Below are 16,901 nucleotides of genomic sequence, written 5' to 3'. Positions count from 1 at the left end.
GACCTCCATTGAGAGAGGTATGTCATGCGCGGTACGGGCTTCACCATCACGATCGCAGCGCTCATCGCACTGGTAGCGGGGGCGTTCCTGATCGGGATGCCCGCCTACAACGTCTACGCCAAGCGCATGGCGGGCAAGGCGGCCTATCAGGAAGCCCTCCAGAACCGGCAGATCCGCGTGCTGGAGGCCCAGGCCCTGCTGGACGCCGCCGAACTGACGGCCCAGGCCGAGGTGGCCCGCGCAAAGGGCACGAACGAGGCCAACCGCATCATGGCCGAGAGCCTCGGCGGGCCGGATAACTATCTGCGCTGGGCCTATATCAATATGCTGCAGGAGACGGCCGGGCAGGGTGACCGCCAGATCATCTATCTGCCGACCGAGGCCGGCATGCCGATCCTCGAGGCCGGGCGCCGACCGGGCAACTGACGGGCGACGTCAGCCGGCTTCCGGCAGCGCGCCCGCTTCATCCTCGACGATGCGGGCCACCGCCATGTCGGCGGTGACATTGCCGACCGTGCGGAAGATGTCGGGGATCACTTCGACCGCCAGCAGCAGCGGCAGGATCTGCAATGGCACGCCCATGGCGATACAGATGGGCGCGATCGAGACGAAGAAGCTGATCTGACCCGGCAGGCCGACCGAGCCGACGCTGACCAGAACGGCCGTGAGCCCCGCTGCAAACAGCTGCCCCATACTGGGCTCGATGCCGAACAGGTGGGCGCAATAAATGACGACGCCCAGATTGGCGACCGGGCTGGTGATGCGGAAGACGGCGACCGCCAGCGGAAGCACCAGACCCGCCGTGGGCCGGGACACGCCGAGGGCATCCACCGCCCGCTCGACCATGACGGGCAGACTGGCCAGCGACGACTGGGTTGAAAAGGCCACCACCTGGGCCGGGGCCACGGCGCGTGCGAACCCGGCCAGGCTGACCTTGGCGAACACCATGGCCAGCGGATAGCAGAGCAGTGTGATGCCGATAGTCGCCAGCGAGACCAGGGCGATGTAGTGGGCCAGGGTGCCCGCCGCGCCCACGCCGGCGGTCAGACCGACGCCCAGCGCCAGCGCAAACACGCCGATCGGCGCGGCCAGCAGCACCCAGCGGACGATCACGATCATCGTCTCGGACACCGCTTCGAAGAAGGTCACCAGCGGCAGACGCAAGCGGTCCGGCAGGCGGGTGGCGGCAAAGCCGAAGAAGACGGCAAACACCACGAGGCCGAGAATGGCGTCCTCGGCGGCGGCGCGGATCGGGTTGGCCGGGGCTAGGGTCTTCAGGAACTCTCCGAACGGCGCGCCGGGGCCGACGCCCTCGGGCGTGGCGGGGGCACCTGCGATCAGGCGCGCGCCGCCCTCAGGGTCGATGGGCCAGAGGGCGTGAAGACCGTACGAGGCCGCAATGGCATAGACGGTGGCCACGACGATCAGGATGCCGAACACCAGCAGCGCCCGCCCGGCCAGCAGGCCCGCCCGTCCGGGGCCATGCGCAGCTCCGGCAATCGAGGCGATCCCCGTCACGAGCAGGGAGAAGACCAGCGGCACAATGGTCATCTTGAGGGCGTTCAGCCACAGCTGACCCAGCGAGCCGATGAAGCCGGCCGTCTCGGCCCCGCCCGGCAGGCCCCGGGTCTGGGCGATCGCGCCCACTCCGAGGCCCAGTGCCAGCGCAGCCAGCACCTGCAGACTGAGGGAAGGAAGGAAACGGCGTCCCCGGGTGGTGGTCATGCTATCGGCCCCTTGTCGCGCCCCGGATGGGCCGATCCGACGATATAGGGGCGGGGCGGGCGTTTCGCCAAGCATGACGGGAACGTCACGGCCAAGCTGGGCATTAGCATTCCATGTTCCAGGAAATCGAAACCCTGCAGGAGGCTGCGGTCCTGCGGCTGGGCGGCATATCCCTGACGCTGGGGGGTCTGGTCAGCGGGGCCATCGTGATCGGCCTTGCCGTGGTGCTGTCCTGGGGGGCGACCCGAGGCATACGACGGCTGCGGCAGAAAGCGTCCCGTACGACCCAGGCGCTCTATCTGCTGGAGAAGCTGGTTGGCTACGGAATCCTGGTCGCCGGGGTGATCATGGGGCTGTCCGCGGCGGGGCTGAACCTCTCATCGCTGGCCGTGTTCGCCGGCGCCATCGGCATCGGTGTGGGTCTGGGTCTTCAGGGCGTGGTCAAGGAGTTCGTCTCCGGCCTGTTCCTGATCTTCGACCGCATGGTGTCGGTGGGCGATTATGTCGAGCTGGATGACGCCCGCGGGGCCATCGTCGAGATCGGGCCGCGCGCCACCCGCATCCGCACCAATGACAACATCAACATCATCGTGCCCAACTCGAACCTGATCGAGGGGAAGGTCACCAACTGGACGCTGAAGGGCGATACCCGCCGTATCCACGTACCCTTCTCGGTGGCCTATGGTGCCAACCGGGGCGAAGTCCGCGATGTGGTGCTGAAGGCGGCGCGCGCGATTCCCTTCACCCTGCCCGAGACGGACGCCCGCAAATGCCAGGTCTGGCTGGTCGGCTTCGGCGAGTCCGGTCTCGACTTCGAACTGCTGGTCTGGCCCACCCAGGAGGCCGTGAAGCGCCCGGCGGCGATGCATGCCGCCTACACCTGGGCCATCGCCGAGGCGCTGGACGAGGCCGGGATCGAGATTCCCTTTCCGCAGACCGACCTGCGGATCCGCAGCATCTTCGGCCGGGAGGGCGACGACGCGCTCGACGTTCTGGGCAAGTCGCCCAGGGGCCGCACCCCGCCGCAGCCCGAGCCCAGGGAGCCCGCCCCCAAGGCCTCGGCCAACGACGCCGCCGAGGATCTGCTTCGACCCAGCCCCGAGCCGGTCGACCGGGAGGTCAGGGACCGCTGATCGCCGCCTGTACGGCCAGGGCCTGAACCGTCTCGCGCACATCATGGACGCGGATGAGTTCGGCGCCGCGCCGCGCGGCCTCCAGCGCCAGGGCCAGCGAACCCCCCAGCCGGTCGAGGGGATCGTGGGCTGAGGGATCCACCGCCTGGATCATCCGCTTCCGGCTGGCCCCGAAGAGGACCGGAAAGCCGGTGGCCGTGAGCACGTCGAGATGTCGTGTGAGCGCCAGATTGTGATCCAGCGTCTTGCCGAAGCCGATGCCCGGGTCCAGCCAGATGCGTTCACGGGCGACACCTGCCGCCATGGCCGCTGCGGCACGCTCCACCAGCCTGTCGCGGACCTCGACCACCACATCGTCATAGCGGGGCGCGGCTTGCATGGTGCGCGGCTCGCCCTGCATGTGCATCAGCACGACGTCGCACCCGAGTTCGGCCGCCACTGCGGGGCTGGCGGATCTTCCTCCGAGGGCGGTGACATCGTTCCACATCGTGGCGCCGGCCTTCACCGCCGCGCGGGCCACGGCGGGCTTGAGCGTGTCGATGCTGATCGGCCCGTCCCATTGCCGGCGGAGCGCCTCGATGACGGGGAGGACGCGCGCCAGTTCGTCGCCTTCGCTGACCGGATCGGCGCCGGGCCGCGTGCTCTCGCCGCCGATGTCCAGAATGTCCGCGCCCTGCGTGACCAGTGCCAGGCCATGCGTCACCGCAGCCTCGAGCGTCGACAGCCGCCCGCCGTCGGAAAAGCTGTCCGGAGTCACATTGACGATGCCCATGACGCGGGGGCGTCTGATCATGTCTTTCGCCCCTGCGGATAGATCGTCTCGCCGCGTGCGAGCATGTCGACGAACTGCGCGATCCGGTTCTTCCGCCCCGCCTCGGTCTTCAACGACTCCGTTCGGTGGATCAGGGCGAAGCGATTATTGGCGGTGAGCGTGCCGAACATCGCCAGCGCTTGCGAGTTGGCCTGTATGGCGGCCATCAGATCTTCCGGAACCTCGGCGTTCTTGACGCGATAGGCCTTCGCCCAGCGCCCGTCCGCCCGGGCCGCCTCGACCTGCCTCAGCCCCGACGGCTGCATGGCGCCCTCGGCAATCAGCCGCTCGGCGTGGGCGACATTGATCTCGCTCCACACGCTTTTCGGGCCGCGCGGCGTGAAGCGCTGCAGAAAGCTGGCGTCGTCGAGGCTTTTCCGGATGCCGTCGATCCAGCCCCACGCCAGGGCCACCGGCACCGCCTCGGCCCAGGTTACACTGGTGTATCCCGAGCGCACCTTGAATATCCGGATCCAGACCTCGGGCTCCTGGGCGTGGTGCCCGTCCAGCCATGCGTTGAACGCCCCGGCGTCCTCGAAGGCATGGACGCGATCCGGATCAACAACCACGGGCGCCATCAGTCGCGTCCTCCGATCAGTCCGCTCAGGGCATCCAGATAGGCCGCAAAGGCGCGTCGCCCGGTCTCGGTGATCGCAACTTCGGTCAGGGGCTTGTTGTCCTTGAACCGCTTGGTGATGGCCACATAATCCGCCTCGGCCAGCTTCTTCAGGTGGACCGACAGATTGCCCTGGGTGGCCTCCAGCACGGTCTTCAGCTCGGTGAAATCGGCGCTCTCGACATCGGCCAGATAGACCATGATCCCCAGCCGCATGCGGCCGTGAATCACCTCATCGATCCGTCCGAGGTCGCCCAGTGCCATGGATCAGGTCGCGGTCCGGACCTGCATCGCGCCGCGCACCATGATCCAGCCGGGCAGGGCGAACAGCAGGAACAGGGCCGCGGTGCAGACATAGAGGTAGATGTCGCCATGGCGGACCAGCAGGCCGAGGCCCACCGCCGTCACCCACCCCCCGGCTGCGGTGGCCAGCATCCAGGCGCGTCGCTTCAGGCTCCAGGCGACGTACCAGGCCGCGGCCTGGGCGGCGAACACGATGGCCGGGTAGTAGAGCCAGGTGGCAAAGTCGTGATCCCGCGCAGAGCCCACACCGAAGATCAGGATGACCGCCAGATTGACCATGCCCGTGGCGCTGAAGGCCGCGTTCATGGTGCGTGTGGCGAGCGGGCCCTGTGACACTTTGAGTTTTCGATCCTCGCGCACGGCCCAGCCCAGGACGAGGCAGAAGGCAGCTGTGAAGCCAATCAGCACGAGAAGAGTCGGCAGGGGCGCCAGGACCACCCACCCCTTCATCTGGGCGATGTGGAACAGGCACTGCAGGCCATAGAGGATGCCGCCCGCCATATAGGCGACGCCCATGGTCAGCATGCCCCGGCCGCTCATACCGCCCTCGATGACGGAGCGCAGGAAGGCCAGATCCGCTTCCGGTGTGCTGCGGGAATGATCGGTCATGTGAGTCTCCGGAGCCGGTATCCTGAGGTGAACGACCGGGCAGGGCTTGGCAAGCTATTCGGCGGGAACGGGGATGGCATCGACAGGACGTTTCCAGGGAATGCGACGCCCGTTCAGCCAGCGGCCCATGAAGGTGTGGCGGACCAGCAGCTCATAGGTGACCAGGCAAATGGCCAGCACGCCCAGAGAGACGCCGCCCAGCTTGATCCACCACGGGGTGGGCCAGTCCTGGATCCACACCTGGGCCAGCATGACCAGCGGCAGGTGAAGGATGTAGACCCAGTAGGACGAGTCAGACAGGTAACGGCGCCACGTCGCGGCCGACGACAGGAATTTCAGGCACAGGCCCATGGCTGCCAGCGCGGAGGCATGCACTGCGATTGCCATGACGACGGCAAGCACCGCCTTGTCACTCGTCTGCTCGGCCATCGGTACGAGCACGGGCCCTCCGGCCAGCATGTAGCCGGTGATCCCGGTCCCGACCGCGAGGCCGAGGAAGACCGGCGACCAGCCGGCGATCCGCTGCAGCAGGTCGCGGCGACGATCCAGCAGGAAGCCCATCCCAAAGGCTGTACCAAAGCCGACCAGCGCTGCGGTATTGGGGATCAGGCCCGCGTCCGGCGTGGGCACGGCGAAGAAGGCAATCCAGGTCGGGTCGCTCCAGAGGGCCCAGGCCAATGGCAGGGCCAGGACGACTGGTGTCCAGGGCCCGATCAATGCGCCCGTCAGGCGGTCCATCGTCCGTCCCCAGCCGCTGTTCCGGTCCAGCAGGGCGAACGGCGCCCTCAGCACCAACATGGCGACGTAAAAGATCAGCAGCACCCACAGGAACCATAGATGGGTCAGGGGGAAGTTGGTCCAGTCATAGGTGGGGTTGGGTGCCGGTTCGGCACCGGGCGTGATCAGGCCGGTAGCATAGGCATTCCAGACCAGGGCGGTGATGATCCCCGCCATGACCGGCAGCCAGAAGACCGCGAAAGGGCCTGCGATGCGGATCAGCCGATCCTTTGCAAACCCGATCCAGCCCCGCCTGCCCAGCATCATATGGGCGAACAGGCCGGCGATCAGGAAGAAGGCCGTCATACGGAACAGGTGGATCGCGAAGAACAGCCAGGCCGCCCCGATCGAGGTGCTGGAGTCGTGAACGATCCAGGTCTGCTCCGGGAAGAAGGACAGGCTGGCGTGAAGCACCACGCCGAGCAGCAGCGCGAATCCGCGCAGGGCATCCAGTCCATGCAGGCGCTGGTCGGCGGGCGGGGAAGGGGTCAGGGACATAGGGCGGCCTCCAGTGAAGTCGGCTGGATACCATAGACCAGTTTAAAATGCAAACAGGTCCATATGAACAATACCCCCTCCGTTGCCGAAGGGGGTCTGTCGAGGCCTAGCTGGTGGCGGTCGCGGGCTTGCGGGCCGGACGCCGCCGGCGCTTCAGCTTTGCCACCGGAGGCGGCGAGCCGGCGCCACCCTGTTCCGTGGCCATGGGGTTGTAGGACGACCGCTCGGGGCGGGGGCCACGCTGACCTTCGCCCTTCGGCCCGTTTCCACGCGGAGCATTGCCGCGCGGCGCGCGCCGGTTGCGACGACGGCCTTCGCCGTCTCCGTCGCGGCCCGGGCGATCCTCACGATCGGGCAGGGTCGGCTTCTTGGCGACACCGGCGGCGCTGATGGCGGCATCCAGGGCGCCCAGCGCCTTGTCGTTGCGACGGTCGATCGCCGGGATCTTCTGGCGGGTGACCTTTTCGATGTCCTTCAGCAGCTTCATCTCGTCACCGGCGACAAAGCTGATGGCGGTGCCGTCGGCGCCGGCCCGCGCCGTCCGGCCGATGCGGTGCACATAGGCTTCGGGCACGAAGGGCAGTTCAAAGTTCACGACGTGCGACACGCCATCGACATCAATACCGCGCGCGGCGATGTCGGTGGCGACCAGTACCCGGAGCTTGCCCTTCTTGAAGGCCTCGAGGGTGCGCTCGCGCTGGGGCTGGCTCTTGTTGCCGTGGATGGCACCGGCCTCGACGCCGCCCGCTTCCAGATAGGCCGCGACCTTGTCCGCGCCGTGCTTGGTCTTGGTGAAGACCAGGCAGCGGGTATAGCCGGGATCGCTGAACATTTCGGTCAGCAGGGCGCGCTTGCGGCCCTGTTCGATCCAGACGACCGACTGTTTGATGCGCTGCACGGTGGTGGCCTGGGGCGTCACCTGGACCCGCTTGGGATCCTTGAGCAGTTCGCCGGCCAGCTTGCCGATCTCCGACGGCATGGTGGCCGAGAAGAACAGGTTCTGGCGCTTGGCCGGAATGCGGCTGACGATCTGGCGGATCGGCTTGATGAAGCCGAGGTCGAGCATCTGGTCGGCCTCGTCCAGCACGAAGATTTCGGTGGCGCTCAGGTCCAGGTTCTTTTGCTGGATGTGGTCCAGCAGACGCCCGGGGGCGGCGACCAGAACGTCCAGTCCCTGCTGCAGGGCACGCTCCTGGGCGCCGTACTTCACGCCGCCGAAGATCACGGCCACGCGGAAGCCCAGGTGCTTGCCATAGGCCTTGAAGCTTTCGGCGATCTGGGTGGCCAGTTCGCGCGTCGGCGAAAGCACCAGACACCGGGTGGTGCGGGGCAGGGGGGCGACGCGGTTGGCCGCCAGCCGGTGCAGGATCGGCAGGGCAAAGGCCGCCGTCTTGCCGGTGCCGGTCTGGGCGATGCCCAGCAGGTCACGGCCGGTCATTACATCGGGGATGGACTGGGCCTGGATCGGGGTGGGGGTGGTGTAACCCTCGGACGCAAGCGCCTGAAGGAGGGCCGGGTTAAGGCCCATGGAGTCAAAAGTGGTGTGGCTCATGGCGGATGATCTTTCGCATGCGGCACGACCCATGGGCGCACCGCCTGTCCGGCCCCTGTCTTCAGGAACCGGCTTGAACGGGCGCCACCCCGCGTGTCCGGGCAGCGAATGAGATGTGAGGGCCGGTCGCTTCTACAGTCAGGTCCCGGTATCAGGGACCCACACGCGCTGGAGCGCACCGGGCATCGCGATTGTGCGATGCAGCGCAAGTGGGCCTCCATTGCGGCCAAGTCAAGGCCGGCCCTCATTCTTTCCGGCGATCAGCCGCCGTTCAGATGCGCGTAGACCGCCTGATAGCCGTCACGTTCGGCAAAGCGGAGCGGTTTGACACGTTCGACCAGAATCTCGCCGGCCGGGGTATTGCCCGAGCGGATCAGGTCCATGACCTCGGCGATATAGGCATCGAGCGGCATGGAGGCGGGGTTCTCGGCATGGCCCGGCATCAGGTCGGTGGCGACGCCCGGCGGGGCCAGTTCCAGCACTTCGATGGGGGTGTCCTTCAGCTGGCTGCGCAGGGCCTGGGTCCAGGAGTGGATGGCCGCCTTGGTCGCCGAATAGATCGGTGTTGCAGCCAACGGCACAAAGGCCAGTCCTGACGACACGGTCATGACACTCGCCATCGGCTGCTGCTTCAGATGGCCGATCAGGCCGGCGGTCAGCCGGATCGGGCCGAGCAGGTTGGTATCCAGGGTGCGGTCGACGCGGTCGAGGTCCCAGGCGTCGGCCGTCAGGTCCTCGACCTCCATGATGCCGGCGTTGTGGATGACGGCATTGAGGGCCGGGTGGTCGCGGGTGACCTGGGCGGCAAAGGCGGCGATGGCGGCGGCATCGGTCATGTCCAGCACGGCCCAGTCCATGCCCGGGTTGGCCTCGGCGACCGAGCGCAGGGCATCCTCGCGGCGACCGGTGATGATGACCTTCGCTCCGTCACGGTGCATGGCCTCGGCAAGGGCGCGGCCGATGCCGGCGCTGCCGCCGGTGATGAGAATAGTGTCGTTGGCGATTTGCATGGGGGGTCTCCTTTTCGCGAGCCCCAAACTGGGCATGCCGCGCACTTGTGGTAAGAAGGCACCGAAAAGATTTGTACTTACCTGAAGGAGAGTGACGGCCATGACGGCGCTTCCGCCCGCCCGCATTAAGGATCCTGTGACCGACATGCCCGCCGACCCGCGCGTCGAGGCCCTGGTCAAGGAGGTGATCGGGCGCGTGGCGGACAAGTGGACCCTGCTGATCCTCGAGGTCCTGGAAGAGCACGGTCCGACCCGCTTTACCCAGGTCGGCCGGCACGTGGGTGACATCAGCCAGAAGATGCTGACCCAGACCCTGCGCCAGATGGAGCGCGACGGTTTGGTCACGCGCACTGTCCACCCGGTCATTCCGCCGCGCGTCGACTATGCCCTGACGGATATGGGCCGGACGCTGGCCGAGGCCTTCTGCGGTGTCTGGGGCTGGGCGGAGGCCAACCTGGAGAAAATCGAGGCTGCCCGGGCGGACTTCGACGCCCGGGCCCGGCCCTGATCCGCTGCGCTGCAAAATCGGGCCTCGACTTACGCCGGGTCATCACGGAATGTTACAGCTCCCCGGAACAGGAGACTGACTGCCCATGCCCGTCCGTGCCGATCTGACCGTTGCCCCCATCCTTGCGGCCTTTGTCGAGGACGAGGTTCTGCCGGGGCTGGGGATCGACGGAGGGGAATTCTGGTCGGGCGTGCGGGCGCTGCTCGACTGGGCCGAGCCCGAGAACCGGCGCCTGCTGGCTGTGCGCGACGATCTTCAGGCCCGCATCGACGCCTGGCACAGGGACCGCAAGGGCCAGCCGTACGACGTGGCCGCCCAGCGCGACTTCCTGAAGCAGATCGGCTGGCTGGCCGAGGCGCCCGCGCCTTTCACCGTCGGCACGCAGAATGTCGATGCCGAAATCGCCACCCTGGCCGGTCCGCAACTGGTCGTGCCGGTGCTGAACGCCCGCTTTGTCCTGAACGCCGCCAACGCCCGCTGGGGCAGTCTGTACGATGCCTTCTACGGCACGGACGCGCTGGGCGACCTGCCGCCCGCGGGTGGCTATGACGCGGACCGCGGTGCCCGCGTCGTCGCCCGGGCCAAGGCGTTTCTGGACGAGGCCCTGCCGCTGGTCGAAGGCTCGTGGGCCGAGCTCAGCCACCCGCATCAGGGCATCGCCCTGCGCGACACCGGACAGTATGTGGGCCAGACCGAACGGGGCCGCCTGTTCCGCCACAATGGCCTGCATATCGAGGTGGTGTTCGACCCGGACCACCCGATCGGCCGCACCGATCCGGCGGGCATCGCCGATGTCCTGCTGGAGTCGGCGCTGACCACCATCGTCGATCTGGAGGACTCGGTCGCCTGCGTGGACGCCGAGGACAAGGTCGCGGCCTACCGCAACTGGCTGGGCCTGATGAAGGGCGATCTGGCCGAGACCTTCGACAAGGGTGGCAAGACCCTGACCCGCCGCCTCGCACCCGATCTCACCTATGTCACGACCGAGGGCGCAGAACTGACCCTTCCCGGGCGCGCCCTCCTGTTCGTGCGGAACGTCGGCCACCTGATGACCACCCCGGCGGTGCTGATGCCCGATGGCTCGGAAGCCCCCGAAGGCATCCTCGATGCCATTCTCACCAGCCTGATCGGCCTCTACGATCTGCGCGGGCTGGGGCACTACCGGAATAGCCGCGCGGGCTCGATCTACATCGTCAAACCCAAGATGCACGGGCCGGACGAGTGCGCCTTCACCAACCGCCTGTTCGACGCGGTCGAGGACCTGCTGGGGCTGGAGCGCCACACGATCAAGGTCGGCGTGATGGACGAGGAGCGCCGCACCTCGGCCAATCTGGCCGCCTGTATCCATGCGGTGAAGGACCGGATCGTCTTCATCAACACGGGCTTCCTCGACCGCACGGGCGACGAGATCCACACCCTGATGCAGGCCGGGCCGGTGGTGCGAAAGGGCGAGATCAAGACCAGCACCTGGATCGCCGCCTATGAGCAGCGCAATGTGGCGATCGGCCTCCAGTGCGGCCTGTCGGGCCGGGCCCAGATCGGCAAGGGCATGTGGGCCGCGCCGGACCGCATGGCGCAGATGCTGGACGAAAAGGCGGGCCATCCCAAGACGGGGGCCAACACCGCCTGGGTGCCCTCACCGACGGCCGCCACCCTCCATGCGCTGCACTATCACCAGACCGACGTCTTTGAAGTGCGAAAGGCAATGGGCGCCGCCGGGCCGCGCCCGCTCGAGGACCTGCTGACCCCGCCTTTGGCCGAGGGCCGCAACTGGAGTGCCGAAGAGATCGAGCAGGAGCTGGACAACAATGCCCAGGGCATCCTCGGCTATGTGGTGCGCTGGATCGATCAGGGCGTGGGCTGTTCCAAGGTGCCCGACATTCATGACGTCGGCTTGATGGAGGACCGCGCGACACTCCGGATCAGCAGCCAGCACATGGCCAACTGGCTTCTGCACGGCGTCTGCACGGCCGAGCAGGTCGACGGCGCCCTCCGACGCATGGCGGCCAAGGTCGATGCCCAGAATGCGGGCGATCCGCTGTATCGCCCCATGGCGCCCGCTTTCGACGACAGCCTCGCCTTCCAGGCGGCGCGGGCGCTGGTGTTCGAAGGCGTCGAGCAGCCGAACGGCTACACCGAACCCCTGCTCCACCGTTTCCGCCAGCAGGTGAAGGCGGCGGGATAGGCGCTAGATTTCGCTTCCCGTCCGCCACAGGCCCCGCGCGAGGGGCTCGATCATGTACTGCAGCAGGGTCCGGCGCCGCAGTACGATCACCACCTCGACCGGCGAGCCTGTCCGGATGGAATCGGCGCCCCGGCCCAGCTTGGCCAGCTCTTCCGGGGGCACGACGATCTCGGCCCGGAAGTAGCGGGCGTTCGAGCCCTCTTCGGTGAAGCTGTCGGCGGAAATGCGTTCGACGCGCCCCTTGAGGATCGGTGGGTTGGATGAGCGCAGGCCCGGGAATTTCACCTCGGTCAGCAGACCCACCCGCAGATTGTCGACGTCGTTCGGCTGAACCCGGGCCACGATGATCTGCGACGCGTTCGACGGCACGATCTCCATGAGCGTCTGCCCGGCCTGGATCACGCCGCCGGGCGTGAAGACGGTCAGGCCGACGACCTGGCCGGAGACGGGCGCCCGCACCCGGTTGCGCTCGATCTGGGCGCGCACCTCTGACAGGCGAGGCTGAAGTTCGTTCAACTGAACTTCGACCGCGCGGAGCTGTTCGGTCACGTCCTCGTCCATGTCGGTGCCGACGCCGGACATCTGCAGCCGCGCCTCGCCCATGGCCTCATTGGCCCGCGCGATCTCGGCACGCAACGACCCGGCCTCGCCGTCGAGAGCCGCCGCCTGTCGCTCCAGCGCGCGCACCCGGCTGATGGGCGCATAGCCCTGCTCGGCCAGTCGGCGGACGTCGGCCAATTCCTCCGCGATCAGACGCCTCTGTTCGGCATTGGCTTCCAGCTGCCGCTCATAGCCGGAGACCTGTTGCTGAAGCTGGTTGACCCGTTGGCCCAGTACGCCGCGTTGGGTCGAGCGACCCGTGCGTCGGGCGGTAAATTGCTGGCGCTGCAGGGCCATGGCTTCATTGGCCAGGGCCTGATCCTCGGGGGACATGGCGGCGAACTCGGGCGGGACGGGAATCGCGCCCAGTCCATCCCGCTCGGCCGCCAGCCGGGCGCGCTGTGCCAGCAGGGCCACGACCTGTCCGGTCAGGCCCCGCTCGGTCGCCGCCAGTTCTCCGCCTGCGACCTCGATCAGGATCTGGCCCGCCTCGACCGTGTCCCCCTCCGCGACGTGAAGCGCACTGACGACGCCGCCGTCGCGATGCTGGACGGCCTGGCGATTTCCCGAGACGGCGACCTGTCCGGTCGCAAAGGCGCCGGCATCCAGCGGGGCAAAGGCGGCCCATCCCAGAAACAGGATGAAGAACAGGCCGATAATGGCCAGCCCGACCCGCAGCTCACCGCGTGGGGAGTCTTCTACCGTGTCGTCGAGAACGTTCGCACGGGGCTGGCCGGATGATGCCGGGGTTTCGCTCACGCCGACCGGGCTCCCGGCGGGGGCACGACGGTCGGGCGGGTCCGGCCCGGATTCAGTCGGGCCAGAACCTCGTCACGAGCGCCCTCCATCTGCGGCACCCCGTCCTTCAGCATCAGCAAACGATCCGCAATGCCGAGCACGCCGGCACGGTGGGCGACCATGATGACGGTGGTGCCGCGCGCGGTCGCAGTGCGGATTGCCTGGACCAACGCGGTCTCGCCTTCCTGGTCCAGATTGGCGTTCGGCTCATCCAGAACCAGAACGACCGGATTGCGATAGAGGGCGCGGGCGAGGGCGACCCGCTGGGACTGCCCGACCGACAGGCCGGCGCCGTTGGGGCCGAGGCGGGTGTCATAGCCCTCGGGCAGGCGCAGGATCATCTCATGCACGCCTGCGGCCTGCGCCGCAGCAATGGCTTCCCGGTCGACCTCCTCGGCGGGCGCGCCCAGCGCCGACTGGAAGCGCGAGATATTGTCCTTCACGGTACCGGCAAACAGGCCCGGCACCTGGGGCAGATAGCCGATATATTCCGCCAGCCGGTCGCCTTCACGGGCGTCATAGTCGGCCCCGTCCAGCCGGACCGAGCCGGAGGTGGGGGTAATCGCGCCGGCCACCACCCGCGCCAGCGTCGTCTTGCCGGACCCGCTCGGGCCGATCACGCCCAGCACCTGCCCCGGCTCAAGCGTCAGGGTAACACCCTTCAGTTGCGTCGTCTGGGCGCCGGGCAGACGCACCGTGACCTGCTCCAGGGACAGCCGGCCTTCCGGCGGGGGCAGGGTCGTCAGTTCCCGGTCCACCCGGGCGGTGGAGGCAAAGATCTGCAGCAGGGATTTCCATGAGGACCTGGCCTGCATCAGGGTAGGCCAGGCACCGACCATCTGTTCGATCGGCTGCACGGCCCGGGTCAGCAGGACCGAGGCGGCAATGATCGACCCCGCCGAAATCTCGCCATTGACCGTCAGATAGGCAGCCAGCCCCAGGGCCGCAGACTGCAGCATCAGGCGCAGGAATTTGATGATGCCGGTATAGCGACCGCCAGTGAACTGGGCCTCGGCCTGCCGCTGGGTCGCGATCTGGCGCTGGCGGACCTGCAGGGCGATCCCGGCCTGCCGCATGCCCAGCGCCCGGACAACCTCGCTCTGGGCCGCCATGCTTTCCTGGGCGGCATAGGCAGCCTGCCCTTCCTTCATGGCATCGGTCAGGCGCGGACGACTGTCCCGCTCATTCAGCACCGCCAGCACGAACAGCACTATTCCGCCCGCCAGGGTCAGGGCGCCGAGCGCGGGGTGCAGCAGAAAACAGCAGCCGATGTAGATGGGCGTCCACGGCACATCGAACAGGGCCAGGGTGCCCTGTCCCGACACGGCGCTTCGGACGTGGTCGAACTCTCGCAGCGCCTGACTGCCAGGAGAATGGGCCTGCAGGTCTACAACCCGGCCCAGCAGCCGGGAGACCAGAAGGCGGTCCAGCCTCAGCCCCGCCCGCACCAGCAGCCGGGTGCGCAGCCAGTCCAGCAGGGCCAGAGTCGCCAGGGCAAACACGGCGATGGCGCTGACCAGCAGCAATGTCGGCACGCCCCCGGTCGGTACGACCCGGTCATACACCTGCATCATGTACAGGGTGGGCGTGAGATACAGCAGGTTCACGAGCGCGCTGAACACGGCCGCCCAACCAAAGTGCGGGCGACACGCCTTGATCGCCTCGGCAAGAGGCTCGGTTCCGGGTTTTCCGGGGATCAGGTCGTTGAACACGCGCAACTCAGGGGTTCGGCCGACGTTCGACCGGGGGATGTCTTACTCTAGCCACCGATTGGTGACCGAGATAGTACCATGTCGGCAAACGGCCGTCGCCACAGGGAGTTTCCTGCCATGGACGGACTCCGTCCCGGTCTCGCCGGCCTGCTCGCGCTGGCCTTCGCGGCCGGAGCCTGCACGGCGGCCGAACCCCAGGCATCGCCCGCCACCGGAGCTCCCGAGATGACCGACGCCCCCCAGGATGCCCTTCCGGTTGGCCCCGAAGAGGTCAGCGGGCTCTGGGCGCTGTATGCATCAGACCGTCCGGACGACAGGGAGTGCCGCATTGCGCTCCAGACGACGCCACAGGGCCAGGGCTTCGGCGTCTATCTGGAGGGCTGCGAGAAGACGGCCATCGCCCGGGTGGCGGGGTGGCGTGTCATCGGCGGTCTGGTCGCCCTGACGGATGCCGGTGGCGAGCCGGTACTCCGCTTCCGGCGCACCGGGCTGAACCGCATGGAGGCTGAAACCGGCGGCGTGACCTACCGGCTCGAACCCGCTGCCATGATGTAGGTCCGGGCGGTCAGTGAAGGCCCTCGCCATGCTGGGTGACGTCGAGGCCCTCGATCTCCTGTTCGCGGGTGACCTTCAGTCCGGTCGTGAAGCGGCAGATCATCAGGACCGCAAAGGTGCCGACCGCGCTCCAGGCGATGACCGCGACCAGACCCAAGGCCTGATTGAGGATCGAGGCGCCGTCCGCCGCAGGGTTGATGGCCGCAGACGCGAATACGCCCGTCAGCAGGGCGCCGACGATGCCGCCCATGCCATGCACGCCGAAGGCGTCCAGGCTGTCGTCGTACTTCAGGGCGCGCTTCAGCCAGACTGCGCCGAAGTAGCAGGCCGGGCCCGATATCGCGCCGATCAGGAACGCGCCCATCGGATCGACCAGACCGGCGGCCGGCGTCACCCCGACCAGACCGCCGACGATCCCGGACAGCAGGCCCAGAAGGGTCGGCTTCTTGTGGTCGAACCACTCGACGACCATCCAGCCCAGCGCCGCCGTGGCCGCCGCCAGGATGGTGTTGAGGGCCGCAACGGCGGCAATGCCGTCTGCTGCCCAGGCCGAACCGGCGTTGAAGCCCAGCCAGCCGACGAACAGCAGGCCCGTGCCGATGGCCGTCAGCGACAGGTTGTGGGGCGCCATATTGTCCCGGCCAAAGCCATGGCGCGGCCCGAGCACGAGAGCACAGACCAGACCCGCGACGCCGGCGTTGACGTGCACCACGGCACCACCGGCAAAGTCGAGCACGCCCATGCCGCCCAGATAGCCGCCGCCCCAGACCTGATGGCAGATCGGCGCATAGACGATCAGGTGCCACAGGCCGAAGAACAGCAGCGAGGCCGAGAACTTCATCCGCTCGGCAAAGGCTCCCGCGATCAGCGCCGGCGTGATGATGGCAAAGGTCAGCTGATAGGCGATCCAGAGGAACTCCGGCAGGCCCGGTGACAGGCTGTGGGCGGTGTCGATGCCGACGCCGCGCAGGAAGGCTGCATCCAGCCCGCCCACCAGACTGTTCAGGGCGGCGGGGCCCTGGCCGAAGGACAGGCTGTAGCCGGCCACGAACCACAGCACGGTCACGATCGACAGCGCGGCAGTCGACTGGGCGATGGTCGCCAGCAGGTTCTTGCGGCGCACCATGCCGCCGTAGAACAGTGCCAGTCCCGGCAGGGTCATCAGGAGCACCAGGGCCGTCGACGTCAGGATCCAGCCGGTCGCGGCGGCGTCAATCTCAAGGGCGGCCTGGTGGGCCATAAGCGGGGAAGGGGGCATGTCAGGGATCCGGGGCGGCTCAGGGGAGGAGGCGGCGAGGCCGACTCCGGCTGAACCCGACCCCCCGGAACCGCATAGGAACCTATTGCGCTGCGATAGGCAATTCCTTTCGTGTGCGGTGCAATATCGAGGGGATCATGCGGCGTGTGACGGGCGGGCTCTGGCTTCGTGCACGTTCCCGCCCTTCGGCTTCGCAGCTGCGTAACCCCTCCTCAAACCTTACGGATTCGCAATGTTCGCGCCCTTTGCGC

At 67.7% G+C, this 16,901-nt stretch carries 16 protein-coding genes; 5 read left to right on the top strand and 11 right to left on the bottom strand.

Annotated features, from left to right (window positions below):
- Window positions 1-24 precede the first annotated feature (24 nt).
- Entirely contained in the window at window positions 25-426 is a 402-nt protein-coding gene (locus J7346_RS01315) for a hypothetical protein (RefSeq protein ID WP_209116980.1), read from the top strand.
- Window positions 427-435: 9 nt separating this feature from the next.
- Here the strand turns inward: J7346_RS01315 and J7346_RS01310 are convergent, their stop codons facing one another.
- On the bottom strand, window positions 436-1,725 hold the full coding sequence (locus tag J7346_RS01310; RefSeq protein ID WP_209116978.1) for a dicarboxylate/amino acid:cation symporter: 1,290 nt from the start codon (window positions 1,723-1,725) through the stop codon (window positions 436-438).
- A gap of 113 nt (window positions 1,726-1,838) precedes the next feature.
- Here J7346_RS01310 and J7346_RS01305 point away from each other — a divergent pair, with 113 nt between their 5' ends.
- Window positions 1,839-2,858, top strand: a complete 1,020-nt coding sequence (locus tag J7346_RS01305; protein ID WP_209116976.1) for a mechanosensitive ion channel domain-containing protein — start codon at window positions 1,839-1,841, stop codon at window positions 2,856-2,858.
- Here J7346_RS01305 and folP read toward each other — a convergent pair.
- The 7 genes from folP to J7346_RS01270 all read right to left on the bottom strand — a co-directional run bounded on the left by folP (window position 2,845) and on the right by J7346_RS01270 (window position 9,034).
- Window positions 2,845-3,651 (bottom strand): dihydropteroate synthase, encoded by an 807-nt coding sequence (gene folP / locus J7346_RS01300; protein ID WP_245157537.1) that lies wholly within the window; start codon window positions 3,649-3,651, stop codon window positions 2,845-2,847. The genes J7346_RS01305 and folP overlap by 14 nt on opposite strands.
- A complete protein-coding gene (locus J7346_RS01295) occupies window positions 3,648-4,247 on the bottom strand; it encodes a YdeI/OmpD-associated family protein (protein ID WP_209116974.1) in 600 nt (199 codons plus the stop codon). Before J7346_RS01295 ends, folP begins: the two co-directional genes overlap by 4 nt.
- On the bottom strand, window positions 4,247-4,549 hold the full coding sequence (locus tag J7346_RS01290) for a transcriptional regulator (RefSeq protein ID WP_209116972.1): 303 nt from the start codon (window positions 4,547-4,549) through the stop codon (window positions 4,247-4,249). The genes J7346_RS01295 and J7346_RS01290 overlap by 1 nt, the downstream gene beginning before the upstream one ends.
- A gap of 3 nt (window positions 4,550-4,552) precedes the next feature.
- Window positions 4,553-5,197, bottom strand: coding sequence for a hypothetical protein (locus tag J7346_RS01285; RefSeq protein WP_209116970.1), 645 nt, complete (start codon window positions 5,195-5,197; stop codon window positions 4,553-4,555).
- A gap of 54 nt (window positions 5,198-5,251) precedes the next feature.
- Window positions 5,252-6,472 (bottom strand): acyltransferase family protein, encoded by a 1,221-nt coding sequence (locus J7346_RS01280; protein ID WP_209116968.1) that lies wholly within the window; start codon window positions 6,470-6,472, stop codon window positions 5,252-5,254.
- 106 nt (window positions 6,473-6,578) lie between these two features.
- Window positions 6,579-8,024: a DEAD/DEAH box helicase gene (locus J7346_RS01275; protein ID WP_245157536.1), complete on the bottom strand. Its 1,446-nt coding sequence runs from the start codon at window positions 8,022-8,024 to the stop codon at window positions 6,579-6,581.
- Between the two features lie 260 nt (window positions 8,025-8,284).
- Window positions 8,285-9,034 carry an SDR family NAD(P)-dependent oxidoreductase gene (locus J7346_RS01270; protein ID WP_209116966.1) on the bottom strand — a complete coding sequence of 250 codons (750 nt, stop codon included), beginning with the start codon at window positions 9,032-9,034 and terminating at the stop codon, window positions 8,285-8,287.
- Window positions 9,035-9,134: 100 nt separating this feature from the next.
- On the opposite strand from J7346_RS01270, the gene J7346_RS01265 reads away from it, so the two are divergent.
- Both J7346_RS01265 and J7346_RS01260 read left to right on the top strand, forming a co-directional pair.
- Window positions 9,135-9,542 (top strand): helix-turn-helix domain-containing protein, encoded by a 408-nt coding sequence (locus tag J7346_RS01265; protein WP_209116964.1) that lies wholly within the window; start codon window positions 9,135-9,137, stop codon window positions 9,540-9,542.
- An 85-nt stretch (window positions 9,543-9,627) separates the two neighbouring features.
- A complete protein-coding gene (locus tag J7346_RS01260) occupies window positions 9,628-11,727 on the top strand; it encodes a malate synthase G (RefSeq protein WP_209116962.1) in 2,100 nt (699 codons plus the stop codon).
- Window positions 11,728-11,730: 3 nt separating this feature from the next.
- Here J7346_RS01260 and J7346_RS01255 read toward each other — a convergent pair whose 3' ends face one another.
- Both J7346_RS01255 and J7346_RS01250 read right to left on the bottom strand, forming a co-directional pair.
- On the bottom strand, window positions 11,731-13,086 hold the full coding sequence (locus tag J7346_RS01255) for an HlyD family type I secretion periplasmic adaptor subunit (protein WP_209116960.1): 1,356 nt from the start codon (window positions 13,084-13,086) through the stop codon (window positions 11,731-11,733).
- A complete protein-coding gene (locus J7346_RS01250; RefSeq protein ID WP_209116958.1) occupies window positions 13,083-14,837 on the bottom strand; it encodes a type I secretion system permease/ATPase in 1,755 nt (584 codons plus the stop codon). The genes J7346_RS01255 and J7346_RS01250 overlap by 4 nt, the downstream gene beginning before the upstream one ends.
- A 117-nt stretch (window positions 14,838-14,954) precedes the next feature.
- Here J7346_RS01250 and J7346_RS01245 point away from each other — a divergent pair, with 117 nt between their 5' ends.
- Entirely contained in the window at window positions 14,955-15,392 is a 438-nt protein-coding gene (locus tag J7346_RS01245; protein WP_209116956.1) for an AprI/Inh family metalloprotease inhibitor, read from the top strand.
- A 10-nt stretch (window positions 15,393-15,402) separates the two neighbouring features.
- Here the strand turns inward: J7346_RS01245 and J7346_RS01240 are convergent, their stop codons facing one another.
- Complete coding sequence (locus J7346_RS01240) at window positions 15,403-16,650, bottom strand: ammonium transporter (protein WP_209116954.1); 1,248 nt, start codon at window positions 16,648-16,650, stop codon at window positions 15,403-15,405.
- Window positions 16,651-16,901 lie beyond the last annotated feature (251 nt).

This window comes from Brevundimonas sp. A19_0, from assembly GCF_017744255.1.
In the GTDB taxonomy this organism is placed as follows: domain Bacteria; phylum Pseudomonadota; class Alphaproteobacteria; order Caulobacterales; family Caulobacteraceae; genus Brevundimonas.
Note: the sequence above shows the minus strand (reverse complement) of the source record. Positions and strands in the feature narration are given on the sequence as shown.